The following is a 19,231-nucleotide window of genomic DNA, read 5'->3' on the forward strand; positions in this document are numbered from 1 at the left end:
ATCTTCTCGCTGATGTCCCGCAGGCCGGGGAAGGCGTACGGGTCGTCGGTCATGCCCGTCACGCCGACGCACTCGCCTCCGTCGGCCTTGTCGACCGCCTGCGTCTGTCGCCATTTCCGTGTTCCTCACGGCTATACCGCTGAGCACTGACTCGACAAAGGACTGATCAAGGGATGAACGGCATATCGCCACCTCGACGTGGTGGGCGGCTGCGGCGCAGAATCGCGCTGGGCGCCTCCACGGTCATGGTGGCCACCCTCCTCCAGGCCACGGTTTTCACTCCGGCGGCAGCGGCGGGCAGCAACCTCCCGGGGCTGCCCACATCAGAAAAACCCATTGCCGGGCACAACAGCGAGAAGAACGTTCCTCGCACTGCGCAGAAGGGCCCCCGGACCCCGCAGGACAAGCCGAAAGCCACCTGGCCCAAGCCCGGATCGGCAGTGGTGACACTGCCCGAACCGACGAAGAGGACCAGCGCGCAGCTCAAGGCCGAGAACCTGCCCGTGCGACTGCAGACGCCTTCCACCCAGCATGCCAAGCAAGCCACGGGTGGCAAGGTCGAGGCACGTGTCCTTCCACGCGGTACGGCCCGGAAGGCAGGCGTCGACGGCCTGCTGTTCAGCCTCGAGCCCCGTAACAAGGAAACGAAGGGGACCATCGGCACACAGGTGGATTACTCCTCCTTCGCCGAGTCCTTCGGCGGCGGCTATGCCTCCCGCCTGACCCTGGTGAAGCTGCCGGCCTGCGTGCTCAGCACGCCGGGCAAGGCAGCGTGCCGCACGGCCACCCCTGTGGTCACGGACAACGACACCGAGAAGCAGACGCTGACCGCCAAGTCGGTCCCTCTGAGCGCATCAGGGCCCACGGTCATGGCCGCGGTCGCTGATGACACCGGAAAGACGGGCGACTACAAAGCAACACCCCTCGCCCCCTCCTCGACCTGGAGCACCGACCTCAATTCCGGTGACTTCGGCTGGGCATACGACATTCCGGTGCCGGAAGTGCCGGGTGACCTGGCCCCGAAGGTAGGCCTGTCGTACTCCTCGGGCACGGTCGACGGACGTACTGGCGGTACCAACAGCCAGTCCTCCTGGGTCGGTGACGGATTCGACCTGTCGCCCGGTTTTATCGAGCGCCGCTACAAGCCATGCGCGGACGACGGCATCAAGGACGCGAACGGCAACAAGCCCGGAGACCTCTGCTGGGGTTATGACAACGCGTTCATCAACTTCAACGGCAAGGGCGGTGAACTCGTCCCCACCGGCACGGTTAACGAGTGGAAGCTCAAGAAGGACGACGGCACCCTCATCAACCGCCTGACCTCGACTAATCGAGGCAACGGCGACAACGACGGTGAGTACTGGCGCCTGACCGCACCGGACGGTGCCCGCTACTACTTCGGTTACCACCGTCTGCCCGGCTGGGCCGACGGCAAGGAGGCGACCGACTCCACCTGGACCGTTCCCGTCTACGGTGACGATGACGGCGAGAAGTGCCACGGCGCCACCTTCGCCGAGTCCTGGTGCCAGCAGGCATGGCGCTGGAACCTCGACTACGCGGTCGACACCCACGGCAACGCCATGGCGTACTACTACAACAAAGAGACCAACCACTACGGTCGCAACCTGAAGGCCGCCGACGACACTCCCTACACCCGCGGCGGCTACCTCGACCGCATCGAGTACGGCCTGAAGTCCAGCTCCATGTACGGCACCAAGTCACTGGCCAAGGTCGACTTCACCAGTTCCGAGCGGTGCATTCCCAACAGCCAGACGGACTGCTCTTCGATCGGCACGGACTCGTTCTACTGGTACGACACACCGTGGGACATGAACTGCACAGCCGGAACCGACTGTGATCAGGGTCGTCTGGCCCCCAGCTTCTGGACCCGCAAGCGGCTGACCAGCATCACCACCCAGGTCCTGCAGGCCGACGGCACCCAAGCCAAGGTCGACTCCTGGGCGCTGGCCCACCGCTGGGGCCAGGCCGACATCGACTACCAGCTGCTGTTGGACTCCATCCAGCGCACCGGTCACACCGCAGCCACGCCGGTCACGCTGCCGAAGACCACGCTCGCCTACACGCAGTTGGCCAACCGGATGGATACCACCGGCGACGGCTACGCCCCCTTCATCAAGGCCCGGTTGTCCACCATCGCTGATGAGCACGGGGGCCAGATCGACGTCAATTACTCCTCCGAGGCATGCAACGCTGCCGCCCTGCCCACTCCGCAGACCAACACCACCCGCTGCTTCCCACAACTGCTCGGCGGCAGTGACACCGAAGCCCCCGAGCAGCACTGGTTCAACAAGTACGTCGTCGAATCCGTCACCGCGACCGACCGCACCGGCGGCGCTCCAGATGCCGTGACCGCCTACTCCTACCTGGATGGCGGGGCATGGCACTACGACGATGACGACGGCCTGACCAAGGAAAAGTACAAGACCTGGTCGCAGTGGCGCGGCTACGGACAAGTACGGGTCAAGACCGGTGGCCAGGGCGGGGACACCGCCATGAAGACGCAGCAGGACACCTATTTCCTGCGCGGCATGCACGGCGACCGCAAGGACGCCTCCGGTGACACCACGAAGTCCGTCACCGTCGCCCTCGCCACGGGCGAGGGCGACCCGATCACCGACCACGAAGCCGCTGCCGGATTCGTATACAAGAAGGTCGACTACTCAGGCTCTGGCGGCAAGATCCTCTCCAAGACCATCGAGCGTCCTTGGCGCCACGAAACGGCCAAGAAGGTCCGCGCCTGGGGCACGGTGACCGCCAACTTCACCGGCACCGCCAACTCCACCACCCACACCTCCCTGGACAACGGCGCGGGCACCAAATGGCGCACGACCACCAAGTCGACCACCTACGACACAGTCGCCGGACGCATCGTCGAATTCGACGACCGTGGTGACACCTCCACCGCCACCGACAACCAGTGCACCCGCACCACCTACGCCACCAACACGACAGCGAACCTCCTCACTCTGACCTCGCAGGTCGAAACCCTGGCGACGGACTGTGGCAACGCCACACCCAACCGTGCCACCGACGTCATCTCCGACGTCCGCAGTGCTTACGACGGCCTCGCCTACGGAGCCGCCCCCACCAAGGGCGACGAGACCGCGACCGCCACACTGAAGAAGCACAACGGCACCACCGCCACCTATCTGGAGGCCGGCACCACCTTCGACGGTTACGGCCGCGAGACGACCACCACCGACCTCACCGCCAACGTCACTGTCGCCGGCACCGCCGCCCCGGCACGCGCCGCGCGCACCGACGGCCTTACCAAGACCACCACCTACAGCCCCGACACAGGCTTTCCCACTACGGTCACTTCGACCACCCCGCCCGCCGACCCCGCGGACACCACCACCGTTCAGAAGACGGTGCTCGCCCTGGACGCACTGCGCGGCCAGCCCACCACCAAGACCGACACCAACAACCGCGTCACGACCTTCACCTATGACGCGCTGGGCCGTTCAGCCAAAATCTGGCTGCCCAACCGGGCCACCTCCCTGACCCCTTCCTACGCCTTCGACTACTTCATCGAAGAAGGCCGGGCTACCGCTGTCCGCACCCAGACCCTGGACAACAACGGTGCCCAGATCGCCTCGTACGCCATCTACGACGGCATGCTGCGCCCGCGCCAGACCCAGGCCGTGGGCCCCGACAGCGGACGCCTGCTGACGGACACCTTCTACGACGAGCGCGGCCAGGTCGCCAAGACCTTCGCCTCCTACTACACGACCGGTGCTCCCCGTCGGGACCTCTTCGCCCCCGAAAACGCCCTGAGCGTGGAGACCCAGAGCCGTCACACCTACGACGGGCTGGGACGCGAAACCGAGTCCAAGCAGATCGCGGGCAACGGCGACGGCGGCACCGTCCTCGGCATCACCCAGACCCTCTACGACGGCGACCGCACCACGGTCATTCCACCGGAGGGCGGAACAGCCACCACCACCCTCAACGACGCCCGCGGGCAGACCACAGAACTGCGCCAGCACCACTCTCGCAGCGCCACTGCCGCCTACGATCCCACCACCTACAAGCACACGCCCGACGGCAAGCTCTCCCAGGTCACCGACTCGGCTGGCAACAGCTGGAAGTACGCCTACGACCAGCTCGGCCACCAGATCGAGACGGTGGATCCCGACAAGGGAACCACCAGGAGCACGTACGACGATCGCGGTCAGCTCGTCACCACCACCGACCACGGCAAGATCGTCTCGGACACTGACGGGTACAAGAAGACCCTCTATCGTGGTTACGACAGTCTCGGCCGCCAGACCGAGCTGCGTGAAGGCAGCGCCACCGGCACTCTGCGCGCCGAATGGACCTACGACACCGTCACCGGAGCCAAGGGTCAGCTCGCCTCCACCACCCGCTACGTGGGCACCAACGCCTACACCACCCGCATCACCCAGTACGACTCGCTCTACCGGCCGCAACGCACTGCCGTGGTGATCCCGGCCTCCGAAGGCGCCCTCGCCGGCACCTACCAGACCGGTACCTCCTACAAGCCCTCCGGCCTGGTAGCAGGCGTCTCCTACTCGGCAGCCGGCTCCCTGCCCGGCGGCTCGTACGCCTACGGCTACGACGACGCCCTGCGGCCCGTCTCCCTCCTGGGGGACGGATTCGAGACCAGCACCGGCTACTCGCTGACCGGCAAGCCGCTGCAGCACACCTTCGCCTCCACCGCTGCCGGAGCGAAGAAGACACAGGTCACGAACGACTACCAGTGGGGCACCCAGCGCCTTTCCGCCTCACGCGTGGACCGCGAAGGCGTCAACGGCGTCGACCGCAACGAGACCTACCACTACGACCAGGCCGGCAACATCCTGTCCGTCGCGGACATCTCCCGCTCCGGCACCGACAACCAGTGCTTCACCTACGACTACCTCCGTCGCATGACCGAGGCATGGACCGAGGCGGACAGCACCTGCTCGACGGAACCCTCCGCCGGCACGACCGGTGGGGTGGCCCCGTACTGGCACTCCTACACCTACGACAAAACAGGCAACCGCAAAACCGAAACTCTGCACGACCTCGCAGGCGACAGCACCAAGGACATCAAGCGCGACTACGGCTACCCCGCCCCTGGAACCTCGCAGCCGCACACTCTGGACGAGGTCAACCAGACCGGGCCCAGCGGCACGTCAAGGAGTGCCTACACCTACGACGAGGCCGGTAACACCCGCACCCGCATGGTCAGCGGCGACACGCAGACCCTCGACTGGGACGCGGAGGGCCACCTGGCCAAGGTCACCAAGCCCGTCGAGGGCGGCACCAGCGAGGTCACCGAGTATCTGTACGACGCCGACGGCAACCGTCTGATCGCCCGCACAGGCGGCGAAACCACGCTGTACCTCGGCCACACCGAACTGGTTCTGTCCAAGGGCGCCGACAAGGCCAAAGCCACGCGCTACATCGACCTCGGAAACGGCCACCAGGCCGTCCAGGCCGACGACGGAAGCATCACCCTCACCCTCGCCGACCACCACGGCACCGGCCAGATCGCCGTCAAAACCGCCGACCTCGCCATGACCCAGCGTCGTACCCTGCCCTTCGGTGGCACCCGCGGGACCCCCGCACCCACCTGGCCCGGTACGAAGAGCTTCGTCGGCGGCACCGACGACACGGCCACCACCGGCCTCATCCACCTCGGCGCCCGCGAATACGACGCCTCCATCGGCCGGTTCATCTCCATTGATCCGATCATGGACCTCGCGAATCCGCAGCAAATCAACGGCTACGCCTACTCGAACAACAATCCCATCACCTTCAGCGACCCCACCGGCTTGTACATGCCCGGCGGCGGCGCCGACCCGCGAGACGCCCCGCGCACACCGCCCAGCAAGAAGCCCAGCGACACTGGAACTCGCACTGGCACTGGCACCGGCACCGGCACCGGCACTGGCACTGGCACTGGCACCGGCACCGGCACCGGCACCCGGGGGATCACTGTCGAAGTCACGGTCACTACCCCCGCTCCTGAAGCGCCAAGGACATGCACGCACGGTAGAGGGTTCAAAATTGACTGTCCGTCATCGAAGCCCTTTGAGGTCATTGTTGCCCTGGTCGTGCCGGACACCGAGGCGTGGCGTAAGTGCCTCTCCGAACGCCACGGCGAAAGCTGCCTCTGGGCGTCTACCGACCTTCCTTTGTTGAAGGCCGGCAAACTAGCCAAATTTTTCAAGGCCAAGAAGGTCAAGAAGTCCGAAGCCCCACCCGGCTGCAAATGCTTCCTCGCCGGGACCAGCGTTCTCACGGCCAACGGCGACGCCAAGGGAATTGAGGACATCGAGGTCGGAGACAAGGTCCTCGCCACCGACCCGAAAACTGGCGAGACCAGCGAACGTGAAGTCACCGCCACGATCATCACCGAGGACGACAAGCACTTCACCGAACTGACGATTGCCACGCCAGGTGGCAACGAGAAGCTCGTAGCCACCTACGAACACCCCTTCTGGTCCGTCTCCGCCCATGACTGGATCGAGGCCGGCGACCTTAAGCCCGGCATGACTCTCCGCACTGACGACGGCCGTACAGTCAAGGTCACCGACACCCGTCAGTACGAAGACCGCGCCCGCACCTACAACCTCACCATCGAGGGCCTGCACACGTACTATGTGCTGGCGGGCGAGACGCCGGTCCTGGTTCACAATTCGAATTGTGGTGAAGGGAAGGGGGGTTTCCTTAGTAAGCTCTTCGGGAAGCGGAATAAGCCCAGCCTTCCGGACCCGAATGCGACTGTGGGTGATCTCCGTGGGATCGCTCATGACATGGTTGACGAGAACGACGCGTGGACCTACGACCCGATGAAGAGGGGGATGCTTCAGGGGCAGAGTGATGAAGACCTGCTGAGATCCGTCTTTGATCCGGACGATGAGGCGCGCAGCTTCATGACGATTGGAGGCGACGGACAGATGATGGAGGGGAACCATCGAATGGCTGAGTTGATTTCTCGTGCCTCTGACTCTAGAAGGTCCATTTCCTGGGATACCCCAATATATATCCGGGGTTGGCGGTAAACGATGCGTCTATATGTGCGGAGGGCTGCGGTAGCCCTGGCGAACCGCCACGTGAGGCGGCTTTCTCTCCAGTCGGCTGATATCCTTATGGGTGTGGCAGCCACTAGAGGGCTTGCCCACAAGGGGAAGCGCGACTGGCTCGCGGAGCGAAAAGACGCGTATGGGCGCTGCTATCTAGTTCCAGTTACCGATGCTCGCCTGAAATCTTCGGATATTCGATGCATCTTGGTTCTGCTGGACCGCAGTAATCAGGCAGTCTGGATGAGCCTGGATGTCAGCCCATGGAAGGTTCTTGGGCTGTCAAGGCTGCGGGGGCGTGAAAATGTTCGCGTGATGGGTTGGCTAGCCTCCAATAGTCCTGCAGTCCGATGGGATGGCTCACTCTCAAGATAACGTTTGTGGTTTGGGTAGGGGTTCGTATTCCCCCTGGCCGTGCCATGAACTGAAACGGAGCAGCCCCACCGGAACTTGTTTCCGGTGGGGCTGGCGTTGCGTTTGGCCGCAAGGCTGATGGCAACGTCAGCCGACGGCTGCTGTGGCGGGCGGATCGTCGATGCCGTTGTCGGTCGAGCTGAGGGCGTCGCCCAGGGTGTCGATGGCTTGGCGTTGGAGGCAGAGTCGGACGCGGGTGTAGACGCCGATGTGAGCATCGCCCGTTGAGGTTGAGGTCTTCTCGGTGGAGACCGAGGAGTTCGCCTTTGCGGAGTCCGGTGCGCAGAGCGAGTTCGTACAGCGCGTGCAGCCAGTCAGTCTTGGCCGTTTGAAGGAGCTGCTGAGCCTCGGCGGCTGTGAGCGGTGTGAGGCGGTGCGTGCTCGGCGTGCTCGTTTTGGCGTTCCTGGCGATGTTGTGCAGGAGATCGTTCGCGGACGGCGCGCTCCAGGACGGATTTGAAATGCGCATTTCGATCAGATTGTCGGTATTTGGGAAAATATCTGTGGTGCGTTCGGACGCTACTCCCCCACCGGCGCCGCGCACACCGACGGGACCCAGGGGGCGTTCTGGGCGTGGTGGCGCTCCGTCTCGTCGTCGAGCTGCTCCAGCAGGCCCTCCAGCAGGTCGTGGTCCGCCGGCGCCGCGAGGAATTCCAGTACGGCGCGGTGGAAGGCCCCCCGCAGCTCCGGCGGCATGACGTCCGAGGCGTCGGTGCACAGCCGTTTCGCGCCCGACAGGGTCTCGTCGACGGCCCGGTTCGCCCAGGCGTCGCCGTACGCACCGACGGAGACCGGGAAGAACGGCCGGTTGCGCTCGGGCACCGCCCGCGCCCAGGTGGCCCGTGCCGGGTCCCCGGTGAGGAAGGTGAGCAGCGACCGCGAGCTCTCGGTGTCGCGGAACAGGGCGGCCATGTCACCGGCCACCTCGTACGCGTTCCGGTCGTTGGCGAGCTCCGGGACGGCCTCGGTGGTGGGGACGAACGCGATGTCCTTGCCGTACAGCCGCCGGACGAAACTGCCCTGGTGCTCGCGGGCGCAGCCCCGGCCGTCCGCCGCCAGCAGGCCCTTGCCGTCGTTGCCCTGGAAGTCGTTGGCGAGGGCGGCGGCGGCCTGCGTGCCGCTGCCGCCGGGGGCGATGAGCCGGCCCCAGGTCTTCCACGCCCCGCGGACCTCCGGGCTGCGCCACGGCAGTTCGCCGGTCGCCCACTGCTCGTACACCGCCGGGCCCGACCGCTGGAGCAGGATGTCCTCGATCCAGTCGCTGCCCGGCCATCCCGAGGTCGCGCCGGAACCCATGCCGAGGCACCAGGCGCCCCGCCGGGCCGAGCGGTCCGGGTAGTGCCAGACGACGCTCTTGAGGTCGACCTTCACCGGGGTCCAGTAGGTGTTCTTGCGCCGGTCGACGGTGAGTTCGGGGGCCCACGGCAGCGGGGAGCGCTCGCGCACCTCGTCGGGAAGCGGCACCAGCTCGCCGTCGTGCGCGTACTCGGTGAGCTCGCCGAGGCTGTTCAGTACGGCGATGTCGGGCGGCGAGCCGGCCTGCACCTGGGCGAGGAGCGTCTCGCGCAGCGACGTCGTGCCCTGGTAGTCGACCTCGATCCCGTACTTCTTCCTGAACCGGTCGAGCACCGTCTCGAAGCTCTCCTCCTCGTCGCCGGTCCAGGGGCCGAGGACGCTCACGGCGGGGCGGGGCTCCTCGGCGCACGCGGCGGAGGCCAGCGCGAGCCCGGCGAGGAGGCAGGAGGCCAGCAGCAGCCGGAGACCCGTCCGGCGGCGGGGGCGGCGGAGGCTGCTGGAACCGCTGGAACGGCTGGAACGGCTGGGGCGGTTCACCGGTGACCTCCTGCGGGGCGCCGGGGGACGGCGTACTCGACGAGGAGCGGCTGGAGCGTCCCCACGACGACCCCCGCCATCAGTACGGCCGCGAGCGGAACGAAGCCCGCGCCCGGGACCCAGACATCGGCGTTCCCCTCCCGTACCGCCCTCTCCATCCCGGACTCGGCGGCGGCGACGGCCGCCGCCTGCTGACCGGGGGTGCCGGCCGGCGCCAGCAGCCCGGCGGCCTCCTGCGCCAGCGTCTGGCTCCGGTGCGCCTGCCAGGTCCCGAACGCCAGCACGGGAACGGCGGCCAGCAGCACCGTCACCGCCGCCAGCGGGACGCTCAGCCGCAGCCGGAAGCGCCGCCGCAGGAACACCTGCGTGCCGACCAGCCGTACGCCGAGCAGCAGACAGGCCGTCACCGCCACCGGCCAGGCCAGCAGCGGTGCGACGCCCCAGTCCTGCCGGCGGTCCAGCGCGGCGCTCTGCCGGTCCTGGAGGGCGGCTATCCGGGCGAGGATGCCCGACGTGCGGGCGTGCATCATCGTCTGCGCGTACGAGAGGTTGGCGAGGCTCAGGTGCGCCTTGTCCGACTGGGTCCACGCCCCGTCGATGCGCAGGGCGTAGCTGTCGACGAGCCCGGACGCGATGCGCAGGGTCTGCTGGTCCTCGCGGTTCAGGGCGCCCGTCGCGGCGGCCCGGGCGAGGCTGCTCCTGGCCTCGGCGAGCTGGGTCCGGTACTCCTCGCCGCGCGCCAGGATGTCCGGCCACCTGTGGTCGCGGGCCCGGTGGCGCAGGTGGTCGCGGGCCGTGGTGTCGGCCTGCCGGAGGGAGGTGTGGGCCCTGGCGAGTTCGACGACGGCGGGCCCGGTGCGGTCCCGGATCGCCACGGAGTCGCTGTGGATCTCGTCGTACGCGCCGAAGAGCGTCGCACCGCCGACGGCGGTGAGCGTGAGCAGCCACAGGAGCTGGCGGTGCAGGTAGCCGACGGTGGTGACGCCGTCGGCTCCGGTGGCCGAGCGCCAGAACCGGCGCGCGAGGCCCCTCACCCGGAGTCCCGCGGCTTGTCCGGCGACCTGTCCGACGACTCGCCCCGCGGCCTGCCCTGCGGCTTTCGCTGCGGTTCCCTCCGCGACGGCAGCATCGTGCTGTGGGAGCGCAGCACCATCGCCGAGTTGATGTCGAGGGGGCGGATGTCGGGGCGGATCTCCACCTCGCCGGCCGCCGCGTCGATGATCCGTACGACATCGCCGAGGCGTTGCAGCATGGGCTCGTTGCCCATGGCGTGGGCGCGGCGCACCGCCTCGCCCCAGGCGGCGCGCGCCCGCGCCGCGTCACCGGAGCGCTGGGCGGCGCGGCCCTCTTCCAGGCCGCGCACGAGGGCGTCGTGGTGGGCGTAGTGCGCCACTTTGGGGTCGTACCTGCTGTAGAGGTCGCGGTGGTGCGTCCAGCGGACCAGCAGGGGCCGCGCGGGCGGGAGCTGCGGCGACGGGCCCTCGGCCCGCGGATCCCGCACCACCTTCAGGTCGGCCAGCCACAACGGTCGGTCGACGGGCTCCTGCGGCGTGCGGGAGGCGGCGACGCACACCAGGTACTCGCGGGTCTCCTCGCCCCACGGCGGCATCGGGAACTCCAGGCACCGGTCCCCGGCCGTCACGCGGTCCGGCAGCAGGTCGCGGCGGGTGGGATGGACCTGCTGGACGGTCAGCGGGTCACTGCCGGGGCGGTGGGCGAGGCGCAGACGCAGACCGGTGACCCGGCGGGCCGCCGACTCGGCGGCGAGGGCACGGAACTCGGCGGGCAGCGCGTCGAGATCGCGTACGGCGTCGGCCCTGCCGTTGAGGCTGCCGGCGACCAGCTGGAGCTCGTCGGGGTCCCAGTCCTCGCCGATGCCGAGGGCGTCGCAGGTGAACAGGGGGGAGCAGGCGGCGAGTTCGGAGGTGAGGGTGTCGTGCTGTTCGTGCTCGTTGCGGCCGTCGCTGAGCAGCAGCGCGTGCCGGACGGCGGAGCCGGGGAGCTCCCCGAACAGCCGGCGGGCGAGGGCGAGCCAGCTGCCGATGGCCGTACCACCGCTCGGCGCGAGGCGGCTCATGGCCTCCTGCGCCTCCTCGCGGGTGGCGGCGTCGGCGCGTACGAGGGCCGGGGAAGCGCCGGTCTTCGCGGGGTAGACCGGCTCCGCGGTGTGGCGTCCGGCGACGATCGCGAAGTACGTGCCGTCGGGCAGCGCGCGTACCGCCTCCGCCGCCGCGTCCTGGGCGGCCCAGAGCTTCTCGCGCGGATAGCCCATGGACGCGGAGCAGTCGAGGAGCAGGACCTCGGCCCTGGCGGGGGCGGGGGCGGGTGCTTCCGCCCCCGCCCCCGCCCCGTCCCCCGGGGTCAGCGTCACGGTCACCACGGCGCACATGCGCGTCCCGCCCTCGGCTCCGCGTTCCACCGAGACACAGGGCTGCTGGCTCACTTCGAGGGAGACGGTTCCTGAGGCTCCTGAGACTCCCGCGGTTCCTGAGGCTCCCGTGACTCCAGCGGCTCCCGAGGCTCCTGCGGGTCCCGTCGCCCCTGCTGCCCCTGCTGCCCCTGCTGCCCCTGCTGTCCCTGTGCCTCCCGGGCCTGAGACACCTTCCACGCCTCTCGTATCTCCCGTGTCTCCCGCACCTTCTGTGCCGTCCTGAGCCATGCGTGCTCCTTGTATGTCCAGCGCAGCGGCCGTATCCCGTTGGCCAGGTCGAGGAGCGCGTGCGCCCGCACGTCGCCCGCCTGCTGAGAGAGGCCCCGGTACGCCTCCTCCAGGCGCCTGCGCAGCCTGTTCTCGGTGAGTTCCCCGTTCTGGACGCGCTCGCGGAGTTCCGCCAGCCGCTTCGCTCTGCCCTCCTCGCCGCCGGGCGCGCCGCAGACCCAGTCGAGGACGACCTCCCGGATGTGCGTCTCCAGCCGCAGCACCGCGTGCCGGTCCGTCAGCCCCTCCTCCTCCCGCAGCTGCGTGACCCGGGCGAGCGCGCTGACGAGGGACTCCAGGGGCGGCGGCGAACCGTCCGGGAACCTCCGCCCCGCCAGGACGCGTACGATCGCGGTCCGCGCGGCCGTCCGGTGCCGGGAGTCCTTGGGCACGCGCTCCAGGATCTCCAGGGCCTCCTTCCGCTTCTCCGCGGCGAGGTGGATCCGGGCGAGTCCGAAGGCCGCGCTGCCCAGGGAGCGGTTGCGCAGCCACACCGCCTCGTAGTACGCCCTGGCGCGGTCCGGCCGGCCGAGCCGCTCGTAGCAGTAGCCGAGGGCGAGCTTGGGGGCGTACTCGCCGGGGAGCGAGTCGTAGACGTGGTCGAACTCCTCGCGGGCCTCGTCGATCCGGTCGTCGCCGAGGTGCAGCAGACCGGCGTGCCAGTGCAGGCGCCAGTCGTGCGGTGCCATGGCGCCGACGAGGCCGCCGGCCAGGCCGAGTTCGGCGCGCGCCGTGTCGTGGTGGGCGCGCTGCCGGGTGCGGCGGGCGAGGCCGAGGTGCAGGCGGCAGCGCAGCAGGTGCAGTTCCACGGACGGCTCCCAGCCCGCGAGCAGTTGCAGCAGGCCCGGCGCGTCGTACGAGATGCGGGCGAGCGACGCCGCGTGGGGGTCGTCGGGGTCGGTCCTGGGCACGGGCAGGCCCACCGCGACCTCGTCGGGGGACGGCCGCGCGGCGTTCAGCGGGAGGCGGTGGGCGCCGTACGCCCAGCGGTCGAGGACGGGGGCCTCGCCGAGGCCGCCGTCGAGTGCGGCCGACGCCGGTTCGAAGAGCCGGGAGGGCTCGAAGGTCTCCGTGCGGAGCCGCAGCGAGCGCAGTTCGCGGATGACGCCGCGCAGCTGGAGCGACATCTCGGCGGCCGTGGCGAACCGTTTGCGCGGCTCTTCGTCGGTGGCGCGGGCGAGCGCGCGCTTCAGGGACTCGGCGCCGAGCCCGGGGGCGGGGTGGCGGGCGGAGTCGGTGAGTTCGCGCAGGGTCATGCCGACGCTGTAGAGGTCGGACTGGGGGTACGCCCGGCCGTCCGGTTCGACCTCGGGGCCCTTGTAGAGGTCGGTGTACGGACCGGGAGCCCCGAACTCCCGCACGCCCCCCACATCGATGATCTTGATGCCGTCGCCGCAGTGCATGACGTTGTCCGGCTTCATGTCGCCGTACACCTTGCGCTCGTACGTGTGCAGATAGCCGAGCGCGTCGAGGATCCGGATTCCGTAACTGACGATGAACTCGTGCACGCGCGGGCCGGCGAACGGCTCCTTGTCACGCCTGATGCGTTCGGCGATCTGGTGCAGCGCCATCCCGCCCGCGAACTCCATCACGATGTAGTCGGTGCCGGTGGGGCGGTGCGTCGCGTAGTTGATGACGCGGATGATGTCCTTGTGGTTGAGGTCGGTCAGGTGCCGGCGCTCGCGCAGGGCGACCTCGCGCGCCAGTGAACTGTGCGGATTGCGCAGGCCCTTGAGGGCGACCGGCCGGTTGTAGAGCTGGGCGTCCTCGGCGAGGTACACCCAGCCGAGGCCGCCGTGGGCGATGGGCCCGACGACCTGGTACTGGTCGGCGAGCACGTCGTCGCCGGACAGCTGGGGCTGGAGCGCGTACGGCGTGCCGCAGGCGCAGAGCCCTCTGGAGGCCACGACGCCGATGAACTCCGTGCAGTCGGAATTGCCGCACCGCATGACGTGGGCGGGGGACCGGTCCTCGGCGGGCTCGACGAGGAGGGCGGGGTCGGGGACCTCGACGCGGGGGAGGTCCATGAGACCGTCACCGGCGCGGGAGAGCACGAACTGCTCGGCGGGCTCCGGACGTGGGGCTCCCACCGGCGCCGGGCCCACCGAACCGCCGGACCCGGCGCCCGCGCCGCTGTTACCCGTACCGTCGCCGTCCGCGCCCCCTTCGTCCTCGGCCTCGACGGGCAGGCCGGTGAGGTCGCAGAAGCCGGTTTCCGTGACCCTGCCGGTGCACTCGGGGTGCGGACACGCCCTCACGGCCCCTCCTCCGTCCCCGTCTCCGGGTGCGCTTCGAGCGCCGTGCGGGCCTCCCGTACGAACCGGTCGACCGCCGCCTCCGCCACCGCCGGCTCGCACGGCCCGCCGGTCAGCAGCCGTTGCGCGTCCTGGTGCAGCGAGGCCGCGGCCTCGGTGATGCCGTGGGCGGCGAGGCGTGCCTGGTACCCGTCGAGGAGGCCCCGCAGCTCCTGGTGGCGGGCGAGCTGCCGGGCCAGCAGCCGGTGGGCGGCCTCCGCCTCCAGCAGAGCGGTTTCCGCGGTCCTCTCGACGTACGACAGCTTGACGAGGAAACCGGTGGCGCCCTGCTGCGGATCGGCCTCCAGACGGGCCGCCTTGAGCTCCAGGTCAGGGGCGTACCGGGGCAGGCGCGGCAGCGGGCTGACGCAGCTCGCCGCGCGGCGGCGCAGGTCCCGGGCGTCCTCTTCCGTACGGGCTAGCACGGCGATCCGGCGGCCGACGCGCTCCAGCCAGCGCCGGGGGCACGCCGGATCGAGGAGGAGTTCGTGCGTACGGCGCAGGGCGGGCGAGTCGAGCTGCCGGAAGACGAGCAGCAGCCGCCCGCCGCGCCGTACCAGCGTGTGCAGCAGCTCCACGGTCTCCACCGGCCGGGCGGCCTCGTCCACGCCGCAGACCACGGTGGTCAGCGGCAGGGCGTCGGCCGCGACGCGGGCGGACGGGGGGAGGGGGCCGGGGCCGTCGAGCCCCATGCCCTCGGCGATCTCCTCGGCGACCTGCGCGGGGGTCTTGTCGCTGACGACGAGGGCCAGGTCGATGCTGCCGGCGCGCGGAGCCGGGCCGGTGTCGCCGTGACCGTTGTACGACGCGCAGGAGGTGCGGGGAGAGCGTTCGCGGTCGGCGCGGGTGAGGGTGGTGCGCAGGGCGAAGTCGGCCTCCGCGTCCTCGTGCCGTACGAACGCGATCTCCACGTCGGCCATGTCGTCCTCGCCCGCCAGCCAGCGGGTGAGCCAGCGCGCGAATCCGAGGTCGGGGGCGAGGGGGGCGGATGCGGGGTCGCCCGGTTCGTCGGGGAAGCCGGGGGGGACCGGGGGCCGGCCGCCGATGTAGCGCCCGGGCTCGGCCTCGCGCAGCCGTCCGAGGTGCTTGACGATCGTGCCGGTCGGGATCATGTAGCCGTGCCGGTGGTGCGCGCCCTCGCGGTCCGATTCGAGCTTGCTGACGACGATCCCGATGACGTGGCCGGTGCGGTTGTCGACCACTCCGGCGCCGCTGAAGCGCCGGATGATGGTGTCGGCCTCGGTGACCGGATCGATCTGCACCCACTCGTCACCGGGCCCTCCCGGCCCCTTGATGAGCGCCTCGGCCCACTTGCCGCCCGTGAGGCGGGAGGGGTAACCGGCGAAGTGGACGCGGTGATTCCAGAGGGTGGGCAGCCGGTGGAGGGTGGCGTACGAGGCGACGGGGGGCGGCCCGGCGATCCGGAGGAGGGCGAGATCGCCGGTGTGGTCGTCGGCGCGGGGGACCCAGTGGCCGGGGACGACGGTGGCGCGCAGGCCGTCGGAACCGGCCCCGCCGGAGCCCGGGAACTCGACGACCACGGACGGCTGGTGCTGGTCGGTCCCGGCGATCCGGATGACATGCGCGCAGGTCAGAACGAGCCCGTCCCGCAGCAGCACCCCGGCCCCGAGCACTCGGCCGCGCGGGTCGTCGGTGCGCAGCCGTACGCGCCAAGTCTCTTGATCGGTGGAGAAGTTGGTCTCACTGATCAGCGCCCCCATGCTGTACCAGCATAGTCGCGACGGGTGACAATGAGACCTCGGCGTCAGTGGGGGATGGGGGCAGGGTGAACGCGGAGGACCGGACGCAGGGCGTGGAACTGGCCGACGTGATCAGCCGGGTACGGGAAGAACTCGAGGTGGCCCAGCGCCGGGGAAGAGCGAGTGGCATGCGCTTCCGGGTGGAAAGGGTGAACCTGGAGTTCGAGGTCCAGGTCCGCCGTGAGACCGGCGGCAAGGGCGGCCTGCGCATCGGAGTGATCACGGCGGACGCGGGCAGGACGACGGCGAACGACACGACCCACCGCATCCAGGTGGAACTGCAGCCCTGGAGTCGGGACGACGGCGGTCCGGTGGACGTGGGGGGCGAGCCGGAAGAGGGCTGAACCCGGAGCGGCCCGACGACGGCGACCGTGGTTTCTGCCCAGGGGCAAGGCCCCAGGGGCAAGGCCCCAGGGACAGGACCCCAGGGGCAAGGGCCCAGAGGCGAGGTCAATCACGCCTGCCCCACCCGTCCGCCCGGCACGCGGCCGAAGACGTCACGCGGCCGAAGACGTCACGCGGGTCGCAGCGGAAACCCGGACCTCAACTGTCATTGGCATGCCATACGCTGACCCCTCTCGGCAGCGCTCCACGCGCCCATGGTCGGCGCGAGGGGGGACGCGCGGCCTTCTCATGCCCACCCGGCGATCGCCGGGTTCCTTCTGTGGGGGTTTCATCACTGTGCGCAGGCGCAGCATTTCGACCGCGACGGCGCTCGCGGTCCTCTTCAGCTCCGCGGCGCTCGTCGCGGGCACAGCGGGTCCGGCAGCGGCCGACTCCGCGAAGGTCCTGTCGGTGAAGTCGGTCGGCGACCTCGTCGTGGACGGGACCCACCAGCGGGTCTACGTGTCCGACCCGACCAGCGGCAAGATCGTCGTCACCGACTACGCGGGCACCGTCAAGGCGACCCTCACCGGCCTGCCCGGCGTGACCGGCCTCGCGCTGTCCGCCGACTCCGGCCAGGTGTACGCGGCCGTCAAGGACGCCGGCCGGATCGTCTCGGTGGAGACGGGGACGTACACGCAGACGGCGAGCTACGACCTGACCGGCGCCGACGCCCCGGCCGGCCTGGAGATCGTGGACGGCCGCCTGTGGTTCGGCTACGGGTCGCGCATCGGGTCGCTCGACGTCTCCGGTGCCGAGCCCCTCGTGAAGCTCGACCAGAACGCGGGCGCCGATTTCCTCGGCGCCACGCCGCTCCTCGGCGCCGACCCGGCCGCGCCGGGCGTCCTGGTGGCGGGGGCCGGCGGCCGGCTCGCCGTGTACGACGTCTCCGCCGAGGGGGCGGCGCTGCGGGTCCAGGGCAGCATGGACACCGGCGTGAAGCAGCTCGACCTGACGCCCGACGGCACCCAGGTCCTCACCTCCTGGGACGGCAGCGGGTACGGGTACGGCTTCCCCGCCTACTCCACCACCAGCCTGGAGGAGGTGGCGAGCTATCCGACCGAGGCGTACCCGAACGCGATCGCCATCGCCCCCGACGGCACCGTCGCGGGCGGCTCCTTCTCCTGGTACGCCCCCGACGTCCACATCCACCGGGCGGGCGACCCGAAGCCGACACGGCAGTACGAGTTCCCCAACACCGGCACCAGCAGCGGCGGCGACACCCTGGTCCCCGGCGCGCTGGCCTGGGCGCCCGACCGCAGCCGGGTGTTCGCGGTGTCGGAGAACAGCTACGGCACGTTCACCCTGCGCGCCCTGACCGACCCCACCAAGGAGCTTCCCGCTCTGAAGGTGTCGGCTCCCACCAGCGCCGAGCGCGCCCAGAAGCTCACCGTCACCGGGAAGCTGACCTCGAAGACGGCGCTCCCGGCGGGCGCGGCCCTCAAGGTGACCCGTACGGACGTCGAGTCCCCGAGCGGCAAGGCCCTGCCCGCCGCCGGCACGAAGGCCGACGGCACCTTCTCCTTCACGGACACGCCGCCCGCCGGCGGCAAGGTCACCTACAAGGTGGCGTACGCGGGCGACGCCACGCACGCCCCCGCCTCCGGCTCCGGCACGGTGCAGGTCTCGCGCAAGGCGCCCTCGCTGACGCTGAACCGCAACGGCGGCGTCTACACGTACGGCACCGACGTCTCCTTCACGGCGCACCTCGGTACGACGTACAAGAACCGCGTCGTCGAGATCTACGCCAACCCCTACGGCTCCGACAAGCCGAACAAGCTGCTGAAGAAGGCCCAGGTCAACTCGCAGGGCAACCTGTCGGCGACCGTGGACATGACGCGCGACACCGTCGTCACCGCCGTCTTCGCGGGCGACGCCCGCTACGCCTCCAAGACCGCGAAGTCGACCGCGTACGCCAAGGCGAAGGTGTCCGTGAGCGTCACCAAGCACTACAAGACGGACAAGATCGGTTCCACGACGTACTACTACTTCCGGAAGAGCACCGACCCGCTGTTCACCACGACCATGAACTACTACTCGGGCCGCAAGCAGCGGTTCGAGCTGGAGATCTACCACCAGGGCACCTGGTACGCCTCCACGTCCGAGTACTTCGCGCTGGGCACCGACGGCAAGTCCGCCGTCAGGCTGGAGGCGCCGGGCGAGTCCGGCATCCGTGCCCGGATGCGCTCGTCGTACGTCAACGGCTCCTCCGGTGACAACGTCAACAGCACGGCGCACGCGGCCTGGAAGTACTTCACCTTCACCAACTAGGCACGCCTGAACCACCGTTCCGCTGCGGCCTGCCACGCTCCCGTGGGGGCCGCAGCCGCGCCCTCGGGCCCGTCGGCGCCTCCCGAAGGCCGCGCGGTCCGTACCGACGGCGAAGGCCCCGGCCGCGATCGGCCGGGGCCTTCGCGCTGGTGCCCCAGCAGGATTCGGGCCTGTGCTCCCTGAGCCGGGAAGTTTTCCGCACCTCACTGCTGAGAAAACCAGCAGTCATGGCTGCCGACCCCGTCCGGCGACGCCTGCGCAGACCGTTGCGCAACCGAATGAGGGCATTTACGCCGGGCTACGGCCAAGAGCCGCGCGACACCACGCCATCCCCTGCACGGGTCCCGGCCGGCACGCTGCGCGAAGTCGAGGAGCGGTCGGCGTACGCGGAAAACACCGGTGAGCCGATCGCCACAGTGCTCGTGCGCCGCGTACTGCACCAGCGCGCCACAAGCGGCGCCGGCCTTCTTCTCCATGGCGAGCGACCACTGCTGTTGACGTGGGAAATGCCGGACGGTCGGC

General features: G+C 69.6%; 8 protein-coding genes and 1 pseudogene. 3 read left to right on the forward strand and 6 right to left on the reverse strand.

The window, feature by feature from the left end:
* Positions 1 to 173 precede the first annotated feature (173 nt).
* A complete protein-coding gene (locus ACWDZ4_RS32200; RefSeq protein ID WP_451511925.1) occupies positions 174 to 7,037 on the forward strand; it encodes a polymorphic toxin-type HINT domain-containing protein in 6,864 nt (2,287 codons plus the stop codon).
* 634 nt (positions 7,038 to 7,671) lie between these two features.
* Here the strand turns inward: ACWDZ4_RS32200 and ACWDZ4_RS32205 are convergent.
* The 6 genes and pseudogenes from ACWDZ4_RS32205 to ACWDZ4_RS32230 form a co-directional block, all read right to left on the reverse strand.
* Positions 7,672 to 7,927, reverse strand: a pseudogene (locus tag ACWDZ4_RS32205) (tyrosine-type recombinase/integrase); the annotation flags it as partial.
* 61 nt (positions 7,928 to 7,988) lie between these two features.
* Positions 7,989 to 9,302: an extracellular solute-binding protein gene (locus ACWDZ4_RS32210; protein WP_451511926.1), complete on the reverse strand. Its 1,314-nt coding sequence runs from the start codon at positions 9,300 to 9,302 to the stop codon at positions 7,989 to 7,991.
* Positions 9,299 to 10,336: a hypothetical protein gene (locus ACWDZ4_RS32215; protein ID WP_451511927.1), complete on the reverse strand. Its 1,038-nt coding sequence runs from the start codon at positions 10,334 to 10,336 to the stop codon at positions 9,299 to 9,301. Before ACWDZ4_RS32215 ends, ACWDZ4_RS32210 begins: the two co-directional genes overlap by 4 nt.
* Positions 10,333 to 11,745, reverse strand: coding sequence for a VWA domain-containing protein (locus tag ACWDZ4_RS32220; protein ID WP_451511928.1), 1,413 nt, complete (start codon positions 11,743 to 11,745; stop codon positions 10,333 to 10,335). Before ACWDZ4_RS32220 ends, ACWDZ4_RS32215 begins: the two co-directional genes overlap by 4 nt.
* Entirely contained in the window at positions 11,742 to 14,258 is a 2,517-nt protein-coding gene (locus tag ACWDZ4_RS32225) for a tetratricopeptide repeat protein (RefSeq protein ID WP_451511929.1), read from the reverse strand. The genes ACWDZ4_RS32220 and ACWDZ4_RS32225 overlap by 4 nt, the downstream gene beginning before the upstream one ends.
* A complete protein-coding gene (locus ACWDZ4_RS32230) occupies positions 14,255 to 16,015 on the reverse strand; it encodes a trypsin-like peptidase domain-containing protein (protein WP_451511930.1) in 1,761 nt (586 codons plus the stop codon). The genes ACWDZ4_RS32225 and ACWDZ4_RS32230 overlap by 4 nt, the downstream gene beginning before the upstream one ends.
* A gap of 65 nt (positions 16,016 to 16,080) precedes the next feature.
* Here ACWDZ4_RS32230 and ACWDZ4_RS32235 point away from each other — a divergent pair, with 65 nt between their 5' ends.
* Both ACWDZ4_RS32235 and ACWDZ4_RS32240 read left to right on the forward strand, forming a co-directional pair.
* The gene (locus tag ACWDZ4_RS32235; RefSeq protein ID WP_451511931.1) at positions 16,081 to 16,398 is read left to right on the forward strand and encodes a trypco2 family protein; all 318 of its coding nucleotides are present in this window, start codon (positions 16,081 to 16,083) and stop codon (positions 16,396 to 16,398) included.
* Between the two features lie 337 nt (positions 16,399 to 16,735).
* A complete protein-coding gene (locus ACWDZ4_RS32240) occupies positions 16,736 to 18,709 on the forward strand; it encodes an Ig-like domain repeat protein (RefSeq protein WP_451511932.1) in 1,974 nt (657 codons plus the stop codon).
* Positions 18,710 to 19,231 lie beyond the last annotated feature (522 nt).

The sequence above is a fragment of the Streptomyces sp. NPDC003016 genome (assembly GCF_053591455.1).